The organism is Gracilibacillus phocaeensis, assembly GCF_900626275.1.
Taxonomy (GTDB): domain Bacteria; phylum Bacillota; class Bacilli; order Bacillales; family Amphibacillaceae; genus Gracilibacillus; species Gracilibacillus timonensis.
This window is the reverse complement of the sequence record NZ_LR131142.1, coordinates 235,283-258,054: the sequence shown is the minus strand read 5'-3', so window position 1 is coordinate 258,054 and position 22,772 is coordinate 235,283. Positions and strand designations below refer to the sequence as shown.

Genomic DNA, 22,772 nt, shown 5'->3' with positions numbered 1-22,772 from the left:
AGATTTATAGAATAGTACTGAGTAGAGGAGTTAACACGAAGAAAAAACAGTCCTCATCAAGCGAACGGACGCAGAGGAAAATTACTATAGTAAATTCCAAATAATCACTATACCAATTTCGCTAACCTTTTGAATAAATAACCCAAGTTTACTTAAACATATTATACGAGGGAGGATGACAATGAATTGGTATTTTAACCTCTCCATAAGCAGAAAATTAATACTCTGGTTTGCACCCATTTTCCTCATTGCAGTTTGTATAATAGGTATGCACTCTTACTATACAGCTAAAGGACAAGTTCTTCAAAATATTCAGCTGACCCAAAGTGATCTGACTACGCAGGTCATCCATCAAACTGACTATATAGCTGAAAATGCCATTGATTTCACCAACTATTTATTTCTCTTGAATGATATACAAAGTTTTCTTAATCCCCCAGAATTAGATTCTTGGTCTCGCCGTCAACAAGTAAATGAGATAGCATCTAAGATGATGATTATTAATCAAAATTCCATGCATTCATTGTTACTATACAGTTTAGATGAGCGTGTATCCCCTTTAGCTATTAACCAGACTTACCGGCTCAATAACGTCATACCATTTCAAGAATTTAAACAGACTAGTCACTATCAAAAAGCGGCTCAAATGAACGGAGCTCCATCATGGACTTTCATTAACGAAACAGATGAATTATTTTTAAAAGAACAAACCAATACGATTATTCTAACAAGAATGTTGAAGAGTTTTTATACAATGGAAGATATCGGCTTAGTATCTATGGGAGTCGATGTTGGAAATATTTTTACAGACCAACTTATGAACAACGGGCAATTATTTCTTTTTAATGAAGACCATCAAATAATGGCTGCTTCCGATGAAAAATGGATTGGTTCAGAGATAAATGAAATCCCTTACTTCTACTATACTAACGGACAAGGTATTGAACTTTCATCTGAAGAGTGGATAATGTCACAATCCTCTTCTGGCTTAACTGGCTGGCATGCTGTAATCATTCAACCTCAAGATCTACTATTAGAAGATCTGAGCCATATTAAATGGATGATTTTATTAGTAGTTTCTCTTAGTTTCATTGTATTCTTTATAAGCTCTTGGTACGTGACGTCTGTCATCACTTCCCCTTTGTTGAAATTAAAACGATCGATGCTGAAGAGTCAGGAGGGAGATTTTTCTCAGAGCGTGCAGGTAAAAGGAAATGATGAAATAGGCATCGTTGGAAAGGTGTACAATGATATGCTGAAAACAACAAAAAAATTAATTAACGATGTATACCGCTCTCGTTTAAAACAAAAAGAAGCCGAATTGAACTTTTTGCAATCCCAAATCAGCCCACATTTTTTGTATAATACGTTAGATACCATCTTTTGGTCGGCATTAAAAAAGGGGCAAAAGGATCTTGCCGATATGATCTATGCTTTATCAAATATTTTCAGAAGCAATTTGAATGATGGGAAGGAATATAATCTATTAGAAAAAGAAATGACATTTATTGAAAACTATCTTATCCTGCAAAAGTTATCTAAATCGTTCGACTATGAAATTCACTTGGATGACACACTCAGGCAAATGCGAATTCCCAAACTGATCCTTCAACCTATTGTAGAAAATGCCATCGTGCATGGTCTTAAGACACTTAAAGATCAGGGCTTATTGCAAGTGAAGGCATTCCGTGAGAATAATAAGATCACGATACAAATAACAGATAATGGTGTAGGTATTCCCTCTTTGAAATTAAAGAAAATGCAGCAGCGTATCGATGAAATAAGCAGAGATGAAGAAACTCTGTTTGAGAATGATGTTGGTTATGCCTTGAGCAATATAGCAGCTCGATTAAAATTGAAATACGGTTCTGGTATTGCTTCCATAACCATTGACAGCACGGAGGGGGTAGGCACTAGAGTAATCATACAAATCCCTAAAGAAACGGAGGATATCCCAGTTGAGTAAACTATTTATAGTTGAAGATGAAAAAGAGACATTAGAAGGTATTAAATCAATCATTGATTGGAATTCTTACGGAATAGATATTTGCGGTCAAGCTGCCAATGGCTTAGAAGCCTATTCATTAATGAGTCAATTCCAACCTGATATTATTCTTAGCGATATTAGAATGCCTGACATGGATGGTCTGCAATTCATACAACAATTGAGAAAAGATGGCCTAACTGTGGAGGCCATACTATTAACAGGGTATGATGACTTTAAGTATGCACAAAAGGCTTTACAACTTGATGTCCTTGATTATATTTTAAAGCCTGCTCAACCATCTTGCATTTTGAAAGCGGTATTACATGCCAAAGAGACCATTGAGCAAAAACAAAAACAAGATATCTATGTACATCAACTAGAAACGAACTTTAGGAAAAGCATATCAACAATAAAAAAAGAAACATTAAGCCAATGGATAAAGGAAACACCAACTAATTCGATAGAACATCGAAATCAAGTGTTACAAGATTTAGATGTAGATTGGAACATCCATTCTAAACATGTGCATGTTGGAATCATACGATTATTTACAACCGAACAACAACCGTCACCAATAGTAAAGCATTCTAAACTTCTATATGATGCACTCTTCAATATTACACTAGAGACTGTATCTTCTGTTCTTCAAAATCAAATAGAAATTTTTCAAGAAAATGAAGATATTATCTGGGTGGCTAACATTCCAAGCGCTTTAAATAGAGAGCGTATCAAACAAGTCCTGCTGCATTTAAAAAATAATTTGGAACAATATTTGAATATTTCCATTGGAATTGGGGTGGGCACAAACCAAGACACTATAAATAAACTTGAAACATCCTATGCTGAATCATGTCACGCTCTTCAAAGACGTTATTATAAAAAAGATAACGACATTATTTTTTTCGATGAGTTATCATTTAAGCAAGAAATCCCAACGATCATAACTAATACACAACTATTACAGTTGGAATCAGAGATTCTCACTTACATGGAACACCGTATGTTTGAAGTCGCATTTGAGAAATTAGAGCAATGGATTGATTATATTAACCTTCACCCTTTATTTGATAATCAGGAAGTTAATACAAAAGGCTTTTCATTGGTAGGTCAAATGCAACGCTTGCTTCATGAAATGGAAGGTATCTCCATAGAAGGAAAAGAGGATGTCATTTGTTTAATGGAACAAATACAATATATTGAAAATTTCACTGATTTATCATCTGTCATTAAAAGAATATTTCAAGAAATGGTTAGCATTATGAATGCAGATAAAACCGTTCATCGCACAATACGTCTCGTACAAAATGTTATACACAAAAATTATCATCAAAATTTAACATTAGAAGGAATGGCGAAAGAGGTTTATGTTTCCCCCACCTATTTAAGCGCTTTATTTAAAAAAGAGTTAGGTATTAATTATTTAGATTATTTACATCAGTATAGAATAGAGCAATCTAAATCCTTATTAAAAGAAAATCTAAAAATATACCATGTTGCTAAGAGGGTCGGCTATAAAGATGAAAAAAATTTTAGTCATACTTTCAAAAAATGGACAGGGATAACTCCTTCTCAATTTCAAAAAGGTAAATAACCTGTTTATTCCCAAGTTCAGTGAGCACGCTCGGTTCAAAAAATGCTGGTATAATCATCACCGTTTCTATTGAATAACAATGCAACTGGGCTATTTTTTGCTAACTATCTTGTGATGCAAAAAATAGCCCTATATAGCTATCCATTCTATATAGGGCTATTTGAATCAACTTAGGTTATGCATACAATCGGTAATAGAAGATCGTGGATGTCGCTTTTTCGTCATACAATTACTTTCTCCAAGTACCTATACCATCCAAAACCTCTTTATTAACAAGATTAGCAGGCAGCCTATCTTCAAAAACAGCGAGCAGATTCTCAGCTGCCATCATCCCCATTTTCGTTCGCGTATCAATCGTGGCACTTCCTAAATGAGGGGCAAGGACGGTATTTTTTAATTCATATAATTCCGGTTCCAATTGTGGTTCCTGTTCAAACACATCCATGCCTGCCCCAGCAATTTGATTGTTCTTTAATGCTTGCACCAGCGCTTTTTCATTAATAATAGGGCCGCGTGCCGTGTTAATAAGATAAGCACTTGCCTTCATTAATGCCAATTCTTGCTTATCGATTAAATGATGTGTTTCCTTGTTATAGGCAACGTGAAGGGAAATAAAATCCGCTTCTGCCAGCACATCTTCAAGTGGAGCGTACGTAATATGAAGTTCTTGCTCTGCTTTTGCACTGAGCCGGGTACGATTCCAATAGATGACCTTCATATGAAATCCTTGTGCCCTTTTGATCATTGCTTTCCCTATGCTGCCCAATCCCACCAAACCTAAGGTGGCACCATACACATCCATCCCTAGCATTTGTAAAGGCGCCCATCCTTCCCAACGCTTTGTACGAACAAATTGGTCACCTTCAGCGATTCTCCGGCTAAGTGTGATTAACAAACCAAACGCCATATCCGCCGTTGTCTCTGTAAGTACACCCGGCGTATTCGTAACAACGATTTTTCGTTGTGTGGCAACCTTGATGTCAATATTGTTAAATCCCACCGCATAATTAGAGATGACTTTTAAATCAGGATTGACATCCATGATCTCCGCATCAATCTGGTCTGTTAAGAGACATAGCAGGGCATCTTTCCCTTTCACTCCTGCCATAATCTCTTGCTTGGTTAATACCCGATCCTCGTGATTCTTTTCTAATTCTGTATGTGCCTGTAAATATTCCATCGCTTTTGGCGGTAATTCACGAGTTAGAAACACCTTTGGTTTCATCAGCTCACCACCTTGTTTGCCTTAACTTTCAACTGCTGCCATGCTTGATTTAGTTTTCGTTTGGCATTGGCAATAACTAATTCGGGATTCTCGCCTCCTAATGGCTGGATTTCAAAGGAAATATCCTTCCTTGCCGAGCCATCTGCCTTTAAGTAACCAACATGGAATAGCTCCTCCAAAAAGGCAACAATCTCTTCCACATCATTTTCTCCCCCGACATAGCCAAATCTCGGATGAAGATCGCCAAATGCTGGGTCGTTATCTTCCTTCATATAGCAATTCCCGATATGAACATGAACTAAGTGTTCAGCAACTGGCCTCAGTGCTTCAGCTGGTGTTTCGCCCAATAATGGGATATGACTTAAGTCCACAATGAGACCAAAGTTATTACATTGCGATGACACTCGATCGGCTATTTCTTTTGCATCTTCTGCTTGACCGATTAAACACTTTTTATCTATCTTCTGATCAAATACTTCCAGTGCAATAGCAGTACCCTTTGTTTCTGCATACAAACAAATTTCCACAAGTGATTGCTTCAATAAATCCATTGCTAAAGCCTTTTGTTCAGCTCCAGGATAGCTCCCACTTAATAAAGCCACATCCGTTATTCCTAATTCAACCGCTTCATCAATGCCCGATTTCACTTCGTTTACTGCACGCTCTCTCTCCGATTCAACAAATGAATTTAAGTCCAGCTTTTGTGTCAGTAATCTAGGTTGTGTACCATATTTTAAGCTAACTCCGCTGGCTTCTAACATTTGTTTCGCTTGTTGACGAATGTGCGGATCTTTTATCCAAGAAATTTCAATGGTTTCAAAATAATCATCTTGTATAATTCTTTTTAAGGTTTCTAAGATTGGCCCTTCGCCTTGAATAACTGGATAAATCATAAAATGTACAATGCCAACCTTGACGTAATCTTGTAACGAACCTTTCATGGTAAAACCTCCCTTTACATCTATGCATGTTGGTTGCTCAACAATTACCCGGGACCTTCATAAAAGAAGGTCTCACGGGTATCAGTTTCCTTTCAAAATTAAGGATTCACAAGCTCCTCTGAAGGGGTCTGTATCTCGATCTCTCCTTCTTCCATGCCTTGTTTTATAGCTTTAAGGCGTCCGAATGTTGCCTCATCGTAGTGTCCTAAAGAGATTCCATCAATACCGTAATCCGTTAATGCCCGTGTACTTTCTTTAACAATATCTTCATTTGATCCACCCTGACGATTTGGTCTCACATCAATAGACGCAATCAAATCCTTCTCATATCCAATTCCTTTTCTAATTTTCATACACTTTTCTTCTTTTGCTTTTAAGGCATCTAAGGTACCAATCGTTTCACAGTAATCAGATTCTCTAATGGAATCAACATAATTACGAACCTCCGAAAAACTTAACCCCGCCGTTTCAGGATATTTTAAGTAAGTATTATATCTAAATTCAACTTTATCATTGGCTGATTTAATTGCCTCATAAATATCTTTGAACAGTGATGTGATGCTTTCCTGTCTGAATTTCAACCATTGGTGTAAGGATGGATTCTCAAGAAGAAAACCTGTCGCTGTCAGATTCCCTTTCTCCAACAATTTCTTCTCCATCATATTGGTAAAGTCATCTTCCGTTTGTAAATCATAAAGCTTATCTAAATCATGAACAATGGTGTCCCAGTCATATCCTTTTTGAATGGCTTTCTCTTTACAATGATCACAGAAACACCCTCCTGTAGCGGTGCCTAATAATATGGATAATTCCGATTCATTACTAGTGTTATGGTTATCGAGATGCTTTCCTTCTTTAAACAACACCATACAGCTTTGAATAAAATCAATATCATGGTTTTTACACGTATCGTAGAACAGATTTTTGATATATTCTCTAACATCATCACTGTTTGGACATGGAAGTTGACCTTTAGGCCCAATACCTCCTACTAATTCCCCTTTCACGTTTCTTTGTAAAAGATGCGGGAATTTTTCCAACATTACTTTGGAATCGAAGGTAGTATGGGAGATTTCTGAACCAACCTTTAAGCCATGCTTTCTCGCACCTTGTGTCAGCTTATCCAGCCAATCCGTGTCCTTTAACCATTCCACGTTGGAGAACATAGGCTTCAGCGGTGTGTTCTTGAAATTCTCTAAATCCATGTTGTAATAGACACGGCTATCCTCTGGTATATAAAATTTACGATTGGGGTTATGCGGATAATATAATTCACGAAGCGGTCGTTTTTCATTATGCATAATGCCTACTAAATAAACACTATTGACATTTGCATGTGTTTGTAAGTTCTCCATAATATTGTCTACGCCTTCATCATGTAAATCCCATGGGTACAGACTTGCGGCAACTTCTTTAATATACATACATTATTCTCCCCTTATGTTTCATTTATTTTTCCTTGAACGTTAACTTGGCTGACAACAGATTACAGCTATAAACTCATACCTTGCTTAAGATACATAGCATGCTCCTCTCCGATAATAATAGACTTCAAGGATCCCTCTATTTAAATGTTAAGCGTATTAACCCTTAACAGACCCCAGCATGACCCCTTTAGCAAAGTGTTTTTGCATAAATGGGTAAACCACTAATATCGGAAGCATAGAAAGAATGATTGCCGATAATTGTAATGTTTCGGATGGAGGAGCAGCGTCACCGATAGACATCTCCGCACCCGCAGAGGAAGCGTTATTACCCACAACGAGCGACTTTAACCAAACCTGTAATGTCCATTTCTCTGAATCGGTCAAGAACAATAAGGCATTGAAAAATGTATTCCAATGAACCACAGCGAAAATAATAACAAAAGCGGCAATCGCTGGTTTGCTAAGTGGGATGATGATCCTGATAAACACACCAATGTCCGTGCAACCATCAATTTTTGCACTTTCAATTAATTCTTTGGGCAAAGAGTCCATAAAGCTCTTCACCACAATTAAAGAAAAGGCATTGGTGAGCGTAGGGATAATCAGTGCCCAATGAGAATTCATCAAACCCAATTCATTAACCACCAAATAGGTTGGGATAATGCCCGCATTAAATACCAAAGAAAAGATAACCAGTCCATATATCAAACCACGGAATGGCATTTTTTTGTCCGTCAACCCATAAGCCATGGTAAATGTGAATATAAGATTTAGAATCGTTCCTACAACTGTTATAAACACTGTGTTGAGCAATGACTTGATAAACGCATTGGAAGACAATAAATAGGAATAAGATGCTAACGACCATTTTTCCGGTATTAGGTTTAATTGATAAGGGACATACACGGATGGATCCGTAAACGAAATGGATAATACATAGATAAATGGGAAAATACACAAACCAGAAATCAGTGTTAACAGAAGATAATTGATCGTATCAAATACCGTTATCTTTTTCTTACTTTGAACAAAACTCAATCTTATCTCCCCCAATCAGTGCTAATGCGAGTTCAAAAAAAATCGATAAAAAGGACCATTTACTAATAGATCCCTTCATCCCCCATTCGTTTCACCACATAATTCGCTCCCATAATTAACACTAAACCGACCAGTCCTTTAAAAAATCCAACGGCTACCCCTAAACTGTGCTGTCCTCGCATAATGCCATGATAATAGACATAGGTATCGAAGACTTCAGCGACATCCCGAACTAATGGCTTATACATTAAAATGACTTGTTCCAAATTCACATCCGCTATTTTACCTAGCTGAAGAATTAATAAAATAACGATTGTCGGGCGAATAGCCGGTAAGGTTACATGCCAAATTTGTTGTAATCGATTGGCTCCATCGATAACTGCTGCTTCATATTTCTCTGGATTGACCCCTGCAATGGCTGCTAAGAAGAGAATCGTGCCCCAACCAACATCCTTCCATATCGTTTGTAACGTCAATATTCCCCAATATAAATTGCTATCATTTAAAAAGGAATAATGTTCAAATCCTAACTCTCTAATGACTTTATTGATCACACCTACATCTACTGATAAGAGGATGAAAGTAAGAGAAACGATCACTACCCAGGATAAAAAATGCGGCAAATATACAATCGTTTGATTAACTCGTTTAAATACTTCATTTCGAACCTCATTTAGCATAATCGCTAACACAATAGGAAGAGGGAAAAAGAAAACAAGTGCTAAGATGTTAATAATCATTGTATTTCTTAGCATGATATAAAACTCCGAACTAGCAAATAAGTCCTGAAAATGTTTCAGCCCCACCCATTCGCTATTAAAAAATCCTAATGTCGGATTATAATCTTGAAAGGCTAGTATCAGTCCCAATGTCGGAATACCTTTAAAAACTACAAAATATATAACACCAGGTAAAACTAATAAATACATATATCTATATCTCCATACGGTTTGCCCGAATTGCTGCATCCTAGATTTTGTAGCGAATTTGGAGCGATCTATCCCTTCTGTTTGCATCACCATGCTCCTTTCACCTTTAGATTTCTGCATCAAATAAAAAGAAAGGCCAACGAATAGAAGCGCATTCCGTATTCAGTTGGCCAAATCCTTTACTAATTTATTCAAATAATTCCTGATAGCTCTCGGCAAATTCAAGAAAGGCTTGCTTGATTTCTGGTTTGTTTTTCAGATCTTCAATATAATCTCTATACTCATCCATTGAGATAGACCCCATAATAGCCTCTGTCCGCATCACTTCAAATTCGTCAATATAGGTCGGCCATTCGGTGGACCATGTTTCGGAATAAAGGGAAGCAAACTTATCAATCTCTAATTCATCTAAAGCCTGTTGCGCAATGTCACGATTTTTCTCATTTACTTCAGGAGGAGCAAGCGGACTATCCACTTTACTATACTCATCTCTTTTATAAGAGAATGGATCACCGGTAAAACTTTGGATTTCTTTCAAACCAATATCAGTCATCGCATATTGGCCATTTTCTTTGTTGTGATGTATTCCTTCATAACCATAGTAAAGGGCCTCGGAATTCTCTTCACTTGCCGCTTGATCAAACACCTCTAAAATTTTCTCCACCTTATCTTCTGGTACCGTTTTGGGAATAAGTAGTCCGCCAACAAACCCTGAATCAAGGTAAGGAGCACTTCCATTCGGTCCATCCAATACGGAAATCAGTGCCACTTCAGCGTCTGGTTCATGGTTTTGGATTTGTTCTTGCATCCCATACTGATGCCACATATTTTTTTGTATAAAGATGGTTTTTCCTGAGGTAAAGAAATTATCTATTTCCGCATTATTGGTAATAACCGAAAATTCAGGACTCATTAGATCATCTTCGTATATTTTCTGGTACCATTCCACCATATCCGTATACGAATCGGAAAGCATATCGGCAATCAGCCCACCATCGCTATCGTATTGAGGCGTATTGGTTCCAAAAGCAAATGACAATGTATCACTGAAGAGCATGCCAATTTTGTCAGGGTACTCTTCTTTCACTGCTTTCATGGCAGCATGTAATTCATCCAAGTTTTCTGGAACTTCCACGCCTACTTCATCTAATAAATCTTTACGCATTAAATATCCTACATTTAGTTCTGATCGAGCCCTTGGAATATAATAATGAGTTCCTTTAATTTTAGAAAGCTCCCAAGCTATTTCTGGAATATGATTTTTTAAATTAGGATAGTCGCTTAAGTCTCCTAAAAATGGACCCAAATCCCAATACACACCATTTTCTATCGCATTTCTTTGATTGATATCATCTGGCAGCGGCACTGATACGACATCTGGTAAATCACCTGACGAATACCTCAGGTTCAACTGTTGTTGGAATTCTCCATTGGGGACCCATTGTACATCCATGTCTAAATTATTATCTTCCTGAAATTTTGTCCAAAACTGATTATTCATATCTGGAACCTCAGCAAAAGTAGACACCATCGTACTGTATTTGAATGGTTCTATACTATCTGTATTGTCTCCCTCTTGTTCCGAAGTCGAATCCGCTTCGTTACATGCTGTCAGACTAGCGATCAACAGCAGCATTAATAGAAATACTGTTAGTTTCATTCTCATTCCAATCATTCCTCTCCCAATTGATCTCTCATACGCTAATATTACTTTATGACTTCCCTAACCCTTGAGTGGGATTGTTCGTTCAGAAAGCGAGTCGGTGAACATCCCGTAACCTTTTTAAAAACCCGATAAAAGTAGGCTTGATCACAAAAACCTAATCTTTCCGATACCTCAGTGATAGACATTCCGTGCAAAAGCATTAAGTCGGTTGCCGCGGAAATACGTACTTCCTGAATATATTCAACAGGTGAATAACCAGTAACCTCTTTAAATATATAGGAAATATAATTGGGTGTTTTTCCACACAAGTCTGATAAATCTTGAAGTTTGATAGGTTCTTGATAATGTTCACCAATGTATTTCTTTATGTCGGAAACCATATCCTTTTTTTTACTTCTTTTGTTCATACATTCTAGGTCATAATTTGCGATACTTAACATCTCAAGCAAGATAGCAGAACATAATGTCTTCCGATACGGTTCTTTTGACATCCAATGATGACGGAGCAAGGCGAATCTTCTCTTAAAATATTCGGTATTTTGAATTTTTATTTTATAAATTTGCTGGTTAGCTAAGATTGGAAGTTGTTTTGTCTCCTTATCCAAGACCCCAAATTCCAATGTGTATTTTTGATGATATGTCCTTGCTGGTACTTGAATTGTCTTTCCCCTTGGAATAAACAAAATGTCCCCTTCCTGCAGCGTATGAACTTGATTCTCTATTCTAAAATGAAAATCCCCTTTTGTAAGAAATAACAAGAAGTCACTAGAAGCCTCTTTACGTTTCACCGTCAAATAGTGGCCACGCTCCCGTATACGACAAGAGTAAAAATGAAACAAGAACTCCCCCCCTCTACTTTTTATTGTCTTTCCTTATTCACAACCTCATTGTATCCGCTTTCAAATAATTAAACTAGGTAGTCAATTCGGATGTTTTGGTGCTGGATTCGGAATGGATGGGGGAATTATTTTCAACCATATTGCTGTGCCTTTATAAATTTTTTTATTTCCATAGAATTGTACATACATACATGTTTCGTTAATGGCAATTTGAACAGAAAATTTTTAAGCTTATATAGAGATGATTATTTTATAGGAAAAGGAGTTGTTCAAAGAATGCGTATTGAAAAGATTGAGACATTCCACACCGATCAGTTATGCGTAGTTCGCATTACTACAGAGGACGGGATGGTAGGTTACGGACAGACAGCTCACTTGTTTACCAATGTTACCTCCAAAATTGTTCATAGGCAGTTAGCCCCCATTGTACTTGGACAAAATTCTGATGATATCGAAAGGATCTCGGATCAATGTATTGACACTACTTATAAATTCTATGGATCGTATATTTGCAGGGCTTTGGCCGGAATTGACACCGCATTGTGGGACATTCGGGCAAAACGAGCTGGGAAAAGTGTCGCTCAGCTGTTAGGTAGCAATAAGACACATGTGGATATCTATGGTTCAAGCATGACAAAGGAGATTACCCCAGCCCAAGAGGCCGAGCGAATGAAAGCCTTGCAGGAGAAATACGGTTTCCGTGCTTTTAAACTGCACGTTGGAAAAGGAGTTGGAAAGGATCTCGATATCTACCCCGGTAGAACCGAAGAAGTCTGTGAATTGGTCAGAGAAACTCTGGACGATTCGACCGAGCTTTTTGTAGATCCGAATGGGGCTTATAATGTGGATAGAGCCATTGAATTAGGCCATTTATTTGAGGAGCTGGGATATGGTTATTTTGAAGAACCTTGCCCTTTTTGGGAAATGGAAAAAAGTGCAGCGGTAAATAAGGCATTAAAGATCCCTGTTGCAGGAGGCGAACAGGATTATTGTCTCGCCCAATGGAAGCGGATCATTGAGCAGGAAGCAGTTGCTATAGCACAACCGGATATACTTTATATCGGAGGCCTCACTCGTGCATTAAGAGTCGCCGATATGACCAATGAGGCTGGTCTTCTTTGCACGCCGCATAATGGTACATTTAATATGCTGCAGATATTTAGTATTCATTTTAATGCAGCGATTCCAAACCCTCATCCTTTTATGGAATTTTCAATTGATCAAGATCATCTTGATCCCTGGACAAAAGGCTTCTTCCCACCTATCGAAGTCCAGGATGGCAAAGTGGCCGTACCACAGGAACCAGGATGGGGGGTGGAAATCAATAGTGAGTGGATGGCCAAAACAAATTACACCGTAAGTGAGGTATAAAATAGGGTTGATATCCGAGCTATACTAGAAAGGGTTAAAACTACTTGTATAGCAATATAAAATAAGAACAACCTCCCCATTCCCATCAAATAAAGGCATGGGGAGGTACATGCTGTGTGTAAAAGAGATAGCGGGGCATCAAGCGGCATTTATCCAAAAATTTTGTCGAATCATTCAAATTTTTGCTGCATCTTCTAACCTATAAACTTGAATATTAAGAGATCCATGCCATATACTATGTAATACAGTATGTCTACTAAACCATGATTCTATCGGTGTTAAAAAGCTTATGTTTGTATGAATGGATAGCTTGCGATTTCATCTTGGTTGCAGTCATTTTGTTGTTAAATAGCACATTTTGTAAGCGCTTTATCTAATGGGCAAGTACAATGGATTGGAGTGGTACCATGTATAAGGTAATAATTGTAGATGATGAACCTTGGGTATTAAAAGGCATCCTCAATACATTTAATTGGGAGCACTACGGATTTCAAGTCATAGCTGAAACCACTGAACCGCAAATTGCTTTTGACACCATTGTAAAAGAGGAGCCCGATGTTGTGATGACAGATATTAGAATGCCAGAAATATCAGGGATTGATTTGATGAAAATGAGTAGAAAACAAGGATGCTCTGCAGAATTTATCATTATTAGCGGTGTCGCTGATTTTCATTATGCTCAAGAAGGCATTCGAGTGGGCTGCTTCGATTATATGTTAAAGCCACTGAAATTTAGTGATGCCGATGCACTACTGGAACGCCTTGCACTGCATCTCTTGAACAAAACCAGACAAAGCAATGAGAGGTTTCTCGAAGCGGTACACCAAAATGATACCTTGCTAATCCAGGAGCTGCTGAAGCCCTTGGGATTTCACATGAAACATCATTACCTTCAAGCCATTTATATGAACAGAACTGATCAAGAGATACCCGACTCTTTCCAATGGTTAACAGATACCGATCATCTTTTCATAAAAGGAGGTCCTGATAAAACCATCCTACTGCTTAATACCAATGAAGACTATTTTCCAGTCCTTAAGGAACAATATAGCACTGTCTCATATAACGATCCTTTGGTGTTTGGCGTAAGTTCATTAACATCAGCTATACAGAACATCCCAACCATCATCGAAGAAGCCTATACATCGATGCATTCCATTTTTTTATATCCAAATGGTGGTGTTTTTATCCATAAGCCTATGGACAATTCTCCAAATGTAAGAAAAGAAGTACATCATTTATGTGAAATAATACAAGATCATTCTGCTGAACAACAATTACGACAAAAATTAGAGGAGATACCAGATATCTTCAGAAGCAAAGAAGCAGGAATCAGGGAAGTCAGTTACTTTTGGAATCAGCTGATCGCTTCTATAAATAGTAAGTGGAGAACGGCCGCCTACAAAGAAGCATTAGATTTTATGGATCATACGGCCCTCGTTCATACATTTTCGGATATAGATGATCTATGTATACACTTAAAACAGCTCTTAACGACCGACCTAGCCGTTACATGTACGGATTCACACGTCATGATGAATGAAAATTTCAAGGAATTACTAGAATATGTGGATCATCATTTTGCAGATGAACTACGCTTAAACGAACTTGCACGGAAATTCTATATTAACTATACCTACTGTTGCGACTTATTTCAGAAAATAACGCAGTCCACCTTTACCGAATATTTAACGCAGTTACGAATGAAGAAGACCATTCAACTTTTAAAAACAGAAAACCTGACCATTTCCGACATTTGTCAACAGGCAGGATATAACGACTACAGCTACTTTATCAAAGTGTTTAAGAAATGGTATGGAATGACACCATCTCGTTATCGTAAACAACTGATAACCCAATGATGAATGAAGAAGGTGTTTACACTGAATATATTATCTAAGCTAAGCTTAAAAAGAAAACTATTCCTCTTAATCTTAATTTCAACGGTTATGATTTTTTTATTGCAAATTTATTATTATACTAGATTCCAGGTACTGTCCGAAGACAAAGAAGAATTGCACACATCCGAGATAATGAAGCAGGTAGAGGAGCGAATGGTATCTTTTATGACAGATGTTAAAGATGCAGCAATTGCGGTTTCTTATAATACAACCATACAAAACTATCTGGAATCGGATGACGTTATTTATAAACTCACCAATCATAACAATGTAACAGAGATAACATCTGGCGTTATGTCATCCAATAAAAATATCAGCTCGATTTTTTTATGGGACAAGAAAAAAATAGGGATCGGTTCTTTAACCAAAAAGAGTTTCCGAGTACGTGAAGACCTTGAAGAAGGTTATGAACAAGACCTCTACAAACGCAACGCTGCCTTCTTTGGCAAGGTTCATAACCGAGAAGGTACAACTAATCCTATTTATTATTATGTTCATCCTATATTACCTCAAAATGTAGCGGACTATCGCGAGGAATCGGATCATTACGATTACTCCATTGTTCTTTATGATCTCGATTATGTCGATGATATGTTATCTAATATTCATGCTACCTCCAATTCTCTTTTAATGCTGATTGACAATAGTGGATTTATCGTTTCGGCAAATAAGAATAGACTAAAGAATCAACACCTGGATGATTCCACGCTGGAACGGGTAGCAGATATAACAGATACGAAAACCCTGGAGTTTGATCAAGAAATGTATACCGTTCAGTTAAAAAGCATAAACAACTTCGGTTTGAAGATTGTCAGCTTAATTCCTGTTCACGAGGCTACCAATGAAATACGAAATATTAGAAATGTTGGTTCTATCGTTGGTCTCATCATGACTTTGCTTATTTTTACGATGGGATATGCTTTTTTTCGAAGTGTTACCTCTCCCTTCGATAAGATCATTCGTTTTATGAATAATATTGGAAATAAGCAAGGAAAACAAAGAATGGAAATCCATTCAAAAAATGAAATAGGCTTCTTAATGAAGGAAATCAATGTCATGTTGGATAAAATCGATGCCGCAAATGAACACGTTATCCAAACTAATTCCTTGTTATATGAAACAGAAATCACCAAAAAACAGGCTGAATTATTAAATCTTCAAAGTCAAATAAATCCGCATTTTCTATACAACACATTGGAAACGATTAGAAGTATTGCCTTAGCCAGAAATGTAATGGAGGTTGTAGAAATTACAACAGCCATCTCCGATATATTCAGATACAGTATTAAGGGGAAAGATTATGTGACGATTGAAAATGAAATGACCTGTATCCAAAATTATTTACAGATCATGTCGATCAGATATATGGATAAATTCTCTTTTCATATACAGGTCGATGATGCCATTCATCAATCGAGGATTCCCAAAATGATCCTGCAACCTATCGTTGAAAATGCCATTTATCATGGATTAGAGCAAAAGAGTGGAAAGGGAATCCTAACCATCCAAGGTGGGAAGACGGAAGATAACCGTATTCAATTTGAAATTACTGATAACGGAATAGGTATAGAAGATGAAAAATTAAAAATGATTCAAGCGTCTCTAAGTGAGGTTCAACCCGAAACACTAAATTTAGAAGTTAATAGTGGGTTGGGGCTGCTCAATACTCACAAAAGAATACAATTGGCATACGGAAATGGCTATGGAATCGAGATAGATAGTAAATATAATGAGGGTACTACTATTTTAGTACGTATGCCTTGGGAGGATCTGAGCTGACAAGATTGAGACATTTACCATTGTATCAATTGATGAAGTATCGTGGAGTGACAAAAATCAACTTACTACTAGTATAAAAGACTTGTGAATCTTGACGGCAGTTTGTATCGAGTGAAGAACTAAAAAATTAATGTAACACTAGTTTAAAAATAGAATCCTCCACAAGTAATCAATCACCCTCACAAAGGATTCTATTTTATTTCTTTCCTAATTATTACTGATTATACTCTTCGATAACTTGCGTTCCTCCAGCTTCTTTCCATTTTTCAATTGCTTGATCGAAACCGTCATTATCTATTTGACCAAGAAAATATTGATACGTTGCATCTGTCATAATTTGCGTTAATGTTTCTGATTGAGCAGCCCAGGTTTCTGATTCTAGTGAGGCAGTTGGATCATGAACCAAATAATCATTATTATCCATGTATAATTCATCTGCCTTTGTTCGTGGTTCATAATCAAAGAAACCTGTGTAGCGGCCATTTGTGTCAGGCTCGCCAATTTCTAATGAAGTATATGGTAGTATCTCACGGTTAAAAGCTTCTCTATTTTCTTCGATTACCTTTCCTTTTCCATCTATCACTTCATAATGTTCACCTTCCACCCCCCATAATAGGAGATTCGCTCCTTCCGGTGTCATCAAATAATCGAAAAACGATAAAATACCTTGTAGCTTTTCCTCTGTGTCAACAGCTGCTTTTGGAAAAATCAGCATACTTCCATAACCAGGGATTGCTCTTGTACGATACTCACCATCTGGTCCTTCGATATAATGGTGTACGTCAAATACAACATCTGGATTGATTGCCAGTGCATCTTGATACATAGCTTCTACATCGCCCATTGTTCCAATATATACTCCAGCTGTACCATTTTTAAGTAATTCCTGTTGATCTACTTTGCTTGTTACAGGCGCATCTTTATTGATATAGCCATTATCAAATAATTGCTTAAAATAATCCATGGCTTCTCGATATTCAGGAAACATGAATTGTGGTAGTAGCTGACCGTCCTTTTCACCCCAATTATTAGGAGCTCCATGCCATGTAGCAAAGTTTTCGAAGGTCCCTAAAATTTCTCGATCAGTTAATCCAATTGTATCGTCTTTGCCATTGCCATCTGGGTCATCTTCGGTAAAGGCTCTCATCATTTCATATAACTCATCCAAATTTCCAGGTGCGTCAAGACCTAAATTATCTGCCCAATCCTTTCGATAAATGAGCCCTTGTCGGGACAATGGTCTACCAGCATATAAGGTATATATTTTGCCATCCACCGCCGTGTTTTTCAAAATATCCTTGTTGAGTCTCGATAAGTTTGGATAATCATCTAAATAAGGACCGATTTCCCAATATTGATCATCTCGAATGGCATCCTTTTGTTGATCTAAAGTGACATCTTTTAACAGAAAGACATCTGGAAGATTATTTGTGGCAATAGCGGTATTTAAACTTTCTGCATAATTGTTATCTGGCACCCACTTAATATCTAATTCGGTGTTCGTTTCTTCCTCGATTAATTCTTCTAAACGTTCGTTTGGAACTTCCGGAACATGTAAGTTCAACATAATCGAAATTCCCTGTGGTTCCGAGTCACTAGCTGCTTGCTTATTTTCTGAATTGCTTTCCTGTTCGGCGCAGCCCAAAAGCAATCCCCCGGTTAAGATAATGCAGCAGAAAAGAAATACTATTGACCGTTTTTTCATTATCATTTCGCCCCTTTTATCAGAAATGTGATCTCTCACCCGTCCTGAAACAGTGAACATGTAATTTATTCCAGATTAAGATTCCCGATACATCCGCTCTAGATAACGCCTTCCCTCATCAATATAAGGCTCTTTCGTATTTTCCATGCATACCTCCATAAACGGTTTATTTTTTTTGATCCATGCAAACAGAAGATCATAGCGCAACTTCCCCTGTCCGACCGGAACCATCTTAACCTTATGATCTTCTATGATAAAGTCTTTGGCATGCACTGCTACGATTCGATCGCCAAACAAAGCAAACGACTCTTGAAAAACGCCCTCCTGATCGTGACAGTTATCAGGAGTCATATAATTGGCAGGGTCAAATATTACTTGCAGCTGAGAGGAGTCAATCTCATCGAGTAGTCTTTTCATTTTCGCAGGTGTGTGAATGGGGTGGTTCACACCACCCTCGATTCCTACGGTCACTCCCCATTTCCCTGCTTCATCGGTTAATATACGAACACTTTCAACGACTTGTTGAAAGGCCTCCTCGGTAAAATTGCCCTCGGTATAGCCCATTTTTTCATGCACATTCCCTGTCTCTGAAGCTACGATACTGCAGCCAAAATCCCGTGCCAAACGAAGATGCTCCTTAAATCGATCAAGCAACTTATCCCGCTGCTTTTCATCTGGATGTATCATATTAATATAGCAGCCTAAAATCGCAATATTCACTTCATGTTGATTAAAAACATGTTTGATATGCTTAGCGTAACCTGGGCTAAGCGATCCTGTAACTGTAGAAACATTCTTTATCGACTTAGCCAGCGCTAATTGCACAGCGTGAAATCCCTTTACGGAAACTGCTGTCGCTATTTGATCTAGTTGATCATAAGCCAAATCATGTGCCCTTATACCTAATGGAAGCTGCATTTCTATCCACCTCTTTCCTATCGTTTATCTTGCCAGCCATCCACCATCAACAACCAGTACATGACCATTCATATAATCAGAGGCTTTACTTGCCAAATACACCACTGTACCCATCAGCTCACTTGGATCTCCCCATTCTCCAGCAGGAATACGTGCCAATATTTCAGCATTACGCTGCTCGTTTTCACGGATAGGTGCTGTATTTTTTGTAGCAAAATAACCTGGTGCAATGGCATTGACTTGAATGCCATTGCCTGCTAGTTCATTAGCAAAGGATTTCGTCAAACCAGCTACCGCATGCTTACTTGCGGTATATGGTGGAATAAACTTGCCGCCCTGAAAGGATAACATCGATGCAATATTAATGATTTTGCCACTTTGTTGTTTTACCATCTCCACTGCTGCTGCTTGACTAAGTAGATACAACGCATCCAGGTTTAGTGCCAACACATCATCCCAATCCTTTTCCTGGTATTCCAGCAGTGGATTACGGCGAATGGTTCCCGCATTATTAATCAGTATATCCACTGCACCGAAGGCTTCGTGACAAGCCGGAATAACCTGCTTCACTTGATGTCTGTCGGAAAGATCTGCTTGGTAAAAAATCGCCTTGCTTACTTTGTCCGCTAATGCTTCTTTCGTTTCCTCCCAATTGGTACCATGTGTCACAATGAAGACATTGGCACCAGCCGCGGCGAGGGCTACGGTATAAGCCCTACCTAAACCCGTATTTCCTCCTGTAATGACGGCGGTTTTTCCTGCTATTGAAAAGTAATCTAATGAAAAATCTTGCAGTTCTTTTCCCATGTCATCACCTCCTAGCGTAATGCATCCATGCTAATATGATCCATATCGGTATACGTGATGTTTTCGCCACACATTCCCCAAATAAACGTATAATTACTCGTAGCCGTACCACAATGGATCGACCAGCTTGGCGAGATCACGGCTTGTTCATTCTTCAAAATGAGATGTCTTGTTTCTTGAGGCTCCCCCATAAAATGAAAAGCTCTCGTATTTTCTTCCATATCAAAATAAAGATATACTTCACTTCTACGATCATGAGTATGTGCTGGCATCGTGTTCCAGACACTTCCCGGCTGCAACATCGTTAGTCCCATTTGCAATTGACAGCTTTCACAGACATTTGGATGAATATACTGATGAATCTTTCGTTCATTTAATGTTCCTTTTTCGCCTAATTCCAAAGGCTTGATATCCTTCTTGGCAATTTTTACGGTTGGATAGGTGTAATGTGCTGGTGACGATAATAGATAAAATTTGGCTGGTGCTGCGTCATCATCTGATCCGAACCAAATCTCTTTTGTGCCACGACTCACATAAAGACCATCATGCTGATTCATTTCATAACGTTCGCCATCTAAGGTGACATATCCCTTGGCACCAATATTAATAATGCCTAATTCTCTTCGCTCGAGGAAATAATCAACTCCTAACTGTTTATCCAAGGCAACCGTTAGCTCTTTGACAGTAGGTGTCACCCCGCCAAAAATCATCCGATCCACATGCGCATAAGTTAGTTGTACACTTCCTGATTCAAACAATTTTTCCACTAAGAATTTCTCTCTTAATTCTTCGGTAGTATACCTCTTAATCTCTTCTGGATGATTCGCGTAACGTAACTGCATCATCAATTCCTCCCTTTTATATCATTTGCACTTGTTATAGACAGCCAATGGATGGCCGATCTGATCTAATGCTTCCACGCATAATTTACAATGGGCCTCTGCCCCTGCCTCGGTTAAATGGGTATCATCCATCTCACCCTCAGGATAATTTGGGTAGAGCCCTGGCGGCAACTGCATAAACAAAGATTTAGACTGTTCTGCACCTAGCTCGTTTAATAACTGACTCGACCATTGCAGCATGTCGATACAGTCAACCCTTTCTTGTGCCGCCAGCTGTCTAACTGCTAATGGATAATAACCATGGGTATGTTCTAATATACCATGTTCATTGAATTGTCTTCGTGCGATGGGTGTCAATAATATCGGTGTTACTTGGGCAGACTTGGCGCGCTGGATAAAAAAGTGTAAATTGGCCTGATAGCTAGAAAATGGCTTGGTAGCTCGTTCTGGGTCAGATTTTTGGTCATTGTGGCCAAATTGAATAAAGACATAATCACCTGGCTGCCATTCTGACTCCATCTCCTGCCATCTCCCCTCCGTTCGAAAGAATTTAGAACTCCTTCCAGACATAGCATGATTTCGTATACTTACCAGCGGCTCTAAATAATGAGTTAACGTCTGTCCCCACCCCATCCGCGGATATCGATCGCTTCCATAAGCAGACATCGTAGAATCACCCGCTAAAAAAAGCCGAATAATGGTCATCCTAACACCTCTCTCTTAGCCCGGCTCAACTGCACACTTGCTAAGATAAAAGCGCCTACTCCGTGTAAATCATTGGTACTTGTCTCACGCTCTACATAGTAATCATAAGTACCAATAGAGGTTCCGATACAAATATCATGCAATTGGAATCGACCTTGTTGTTCCAATTCCACTTTCTCTTCCAACAAACCTTGATAGGCCTTTTCTGCTTGTTGTAAAAAGGATATGTCTACATAACCTTGTTGAACTGCTTTAGCAATGGCATAGATAAATAAACAAGAACAAGAGCTTTCTAAATAATTGCCAGCGCCACCTGGCTTATCGACGACTTGATACCATAATCCTGTCGCTTCATCTTGAAATGAAATCAATGCCTTGATTAATTGCTGTACCACCTCTGTCAATTCGAATCTCTTTGGATGATCAGCCGGGAACATTTCTATCACGTTTGTCGTCACCATTGCATACCAGCCTAATGCCCTCCCCCATACCTCCGGTGCATGACCTTTTTCCGTTGACCATGGGGCTTGTTTACTTTCATCATAGCCATGGTAATAAAGGCCATTTTCTTTCTTCGTATGTTTTCGCATTAAGGCTTCCTGTTTCATCACTACATTCGTTAGTTCCGGCTCATTAAAGAGCTGACCATATTGTACAGTGAAAGGACCTGCCATATATAAACCATCTAACCACATTTGATAAGGGTACTTATCTTTATGCCAGAATCCACCTTCTTTGGTTACATTTAACGTATTTAATAAATGTCTGAGTTTGCTAGCAGCGATTTGATATTTGCGCTGATTCGTCTTTTGATACAATGACAACAATAATAATCCTGGCTGAATCGCATCTAATTCACTTCTGGCAAAATAGAAATTCCCTTCCTCATCAATCAATTCATCTACATACTCCTTACAGTACGCATAATAGTGCAACTCATCTGTTCGATGAAAGATATCCAACACACCGCAAAGAAATACACCTTGATGGTAATGCCAGCGATTAGCTGGTGGTAGTTCCATTGGCTGGTATTGTGCCATCAATGTATCTGCTGCCTTTTTCGCCCAGTCAAGTGCTGTTAATTGTTGGACGACCATATAC

Annotated in this window: 18 protein-coding genes; 5 read left to right on the top strand and 13 right to left on the bottom strand. The window is 38.2% G+C overall.

The window, feature by feature from the left end:
- Positions 1-181 precede the first annotated feature (181 nt).
- Positions 182-1,966, top strand: a complete 1,785-nt coding sequence (locus E0E32_RS03435) for a sensor histidine kinase (protein WP_165444943.1) — start codon at positions 182-184, stop codon at positions 1,964-1,966.
- A complete protein-coding gene (locus tag E0E32_RS03430) occupies positions 1,959-3,578 on the top strand; it encodes a response regulator (RefSeq protein WP_130858960.1) in 1,620 nt (539 codons plus the stop codon). The genes E0E32_RS03435 and E0E32_RS03430 overlap by 8 nt, the downstream gene beginning before the upstream one ends.
- Positions 3,579-3,807: 229 nt before the next feature.
- Here the strand turns inward: E0E32_RS03430 and E0E32_RS03425 are convergent, their stop codons facing one another.
- The 7 genes from E0E32_RS03425 to E0E32_RS03395 all read right to left on the bottom strand — a co-directional run bounded on the left by E0E32_RS03425 (position 3,808) and on the right by E0E32_RS03395 (position 11,643).
- Positions 3,808-4,803: a 2-hydroxyacid dehydrogenase gene (locus E0E32_RS03425; protein ID WP_130858959.1), complete on the bottom strand. Its 996-nt coding sequence runs from the start codon at positions 4,801-4,803 to the stop codon at positions 3,808-3,810.
- On the bottom strand, positions 4,803-5,744 hold the full coding sequence (locus E0E32_RS03420) for a sugar phosphate isomerase/epimerase family protein (RefSeq protein ID WP_130858958.1): 942 nt from the start codon (positions 5,742-5,744) through the stop codon (positions 4,803-4,805). The genes E0E32_RS03425 and E0E32_RS03420 overlap by 1 nt, the downstream gene beginning before the upstream one ends.
- A 98-nt stretch (positions 5,745-5,842) precedes the next feature.
- A complete protein-coding gene (locus tag E0E32_RS03415) occupies positions 5,843-7,168 on the bottom strand; it encodes an alpha-amylase family protein (protein ID WP_130858957.1) in 1,326 nt (441 codons plus the stop codon).
- Positions 7,169-7,327: 159 nt separating this feature from the next.
- The gene (locus tag E0E32_RS03410; RefSeq protein WP_130858956.1) at positions 7,328-8,209 is read right to left on the bottom strand and encodes a carbohydrate ABC transporter permease; all 882 of its coding nucleotides are present in this window, start codon (positions 8,207-8,209) and stop codon (positions 7,328-7,330) included.
- 62 nt (positions 8,210-8,271) lie between these two features.
- Complete coding sequence (locus E0E32_RS03405) at positions 8,272-9,258, bottom strand: ABC transporter permease (RefSeq protein WP_350308616.1); 987 nt, start codon at positions 9,256-9,258, stop codon at positions 8,272-8,274.
- Between the two features lie 67 nt (positions 9,259-9,325).
- The gene (locus tag E0E32_RS03400; RefSeq protein WP_165444942.1) at positions 9,326-10,804 is read right to left on the bottom strand and encodes an extracellular solute-binding protein; all 1,479 of its coding nucleotides are present in this window, start codon (positions 10,802-10,804) and stop codon (positions 9,326-9,328) included.
- Between the two features lie 41 nt (positions 10,805-10,845).
- A complete protein-coding gene (locus tag E0E32_RS03395) occupies positions 10,846-11,643 on the bottom strand; it encodes an AraC family transcriptional regulator (protein ID WP_130858954.1) in 798 nt (265 codons plus the stop codon).
- Positions 11,644-11,919: 276 nt separating this feature from the next.
- Between E0E32_RS03395 and E0E32_RS03390 the strand changes: the two genes are divergently transcribed.
- The 3 genes from E0E32_RS03390 to E0E32_RS03380 all read left to right on the top strand — a co-directional run bounded on the left by E0E32_RS03390 (position 11,920) and on the right by E0E32_RS03380 (position 16,694).
- A complete protein-coding gene (locus E0E32_RS03390; RefSeq protein WP_165444941.1) occupies positions 11,920-13,014 on the top strand; it encodes a mandelate racemase/muconate lactonizing enzyme family protein in 1,095 nt (364 codons plus the stop codon).
- 407 nt (positions 13,015-13,421) lie between these two features.
- Complete coding sequence (locus E0E32_RS03385) at positions 13,422-14,876, top strand: response regulator transcription factor (protein WP_165444940.1); 1,455 nt, start codon at positions 13,422-13,424, stop codon at positions 14,874-14,876.
- 87 nt (positions 14,877-14,963) lie between these two features.
- Complete coding sequence (locus E0E32_RS03380; protein ID WP_207302262.1) at positions 14,964-16,694, top strand: sensor histidine kinase; 1,731 nt, start codon at positions 14,964-14,966, stop codon at positions 16,692-16,694.
- Positions 16,695-16,908: 214 nt separating this feature from the next.
- Here E0E32_RS03380 and E0E32_RS03375 read toward each other — a convergent pair whose 3' ends face one another.
- The 6 genes from E0E32_RS03375 to E0E32_RS03350 all read right to left on the bottom strand — a co-directional run bounded on the left by E0E32_RS03375 (position 16,909) and on the right by E0E32_RS03350 (position 22,768).
- Positions 16,909-18,399: an extracellular solute-binding protein gene (locus E0E32_RS03375; protein ID WP_434059200.1), complete on the bottom strand. Its 1,491-nt coding sequence runs from the start codon at positions 18,397-18,399 to the stop codon at positions 16,909-16,911.
- A gap of 75 nt (positions 18,400-18,474) precedes the next feature.
- Positions 18,475-19,317 carry a sugar phosphate isomerase/epimerase family protein gene (locus tag E0E32_RS03370; RefSeq protein WP_130858950.1) on the bottom strand — a complete coding sequence of 281 codons (843 nt, stop codon included), beginning with the start codon at positions 19,315-19,317 and terminating at the stop codon, positions 18,475-18,477.
- 24 nt (positions 19,318-19,341) lie between these two features.
- Positions 19,342-20,124, bottom strand: coding sequence for a 2-dehydro-3-deoxy-D-gluconate 5-dehydrogenase KduD (gene kduD, locus E0E32_RS03365; RefSeq protein ID WP_066195773.1), 783 nt, complete (start codon positions 20,122-20,124; stop codon positions 19,342-19,344).
- Between the two features lie 11 nt (positions 20,125-20,135).
- Complete coding sequence (gene kduI, locus E0E32_RS03360; RefSeq protein ID WP_130859093.1) at positions 20,136-20,966, bottom strand: 5-dehydro-4-deoxy-D-glucuronate isomerase; 831 nt, start codon at positions 20,964-20,966, stop codon at positions 20,136-20,138.
- Positions 20,967-20,987: 21 nt separating this feature from the next.
- Positions 20,988-21,671 carry a rhamnogalacturonan acetylesterase gene (locus E0E32_RS03355; protein ID WP_130858949.1) on the bottom strand — a complete coding sequence of 228 codons (684 nt, stop codon included), beginning with the start codon at positions 21,669-21,671 and terminating at the stop codon, positions 20,988-20,990.
- Positions 21,668-22,768, bottom strand: coding sequence for a glycoside hydrolase family 88/105 protein (locus E0E32_RS03350; protein ID WP_130858948.1), 1,101 nt, complete (start codon positions 22,766-22,768; stop codon positions 21,668-21,670). Before E0E32_RS03350 ends, E0E32_RS03355 begins: the two co-directional genes overlap by 4 nt.
- Positions 22,769-22,772: the final 4 nt, after the last annotated feature.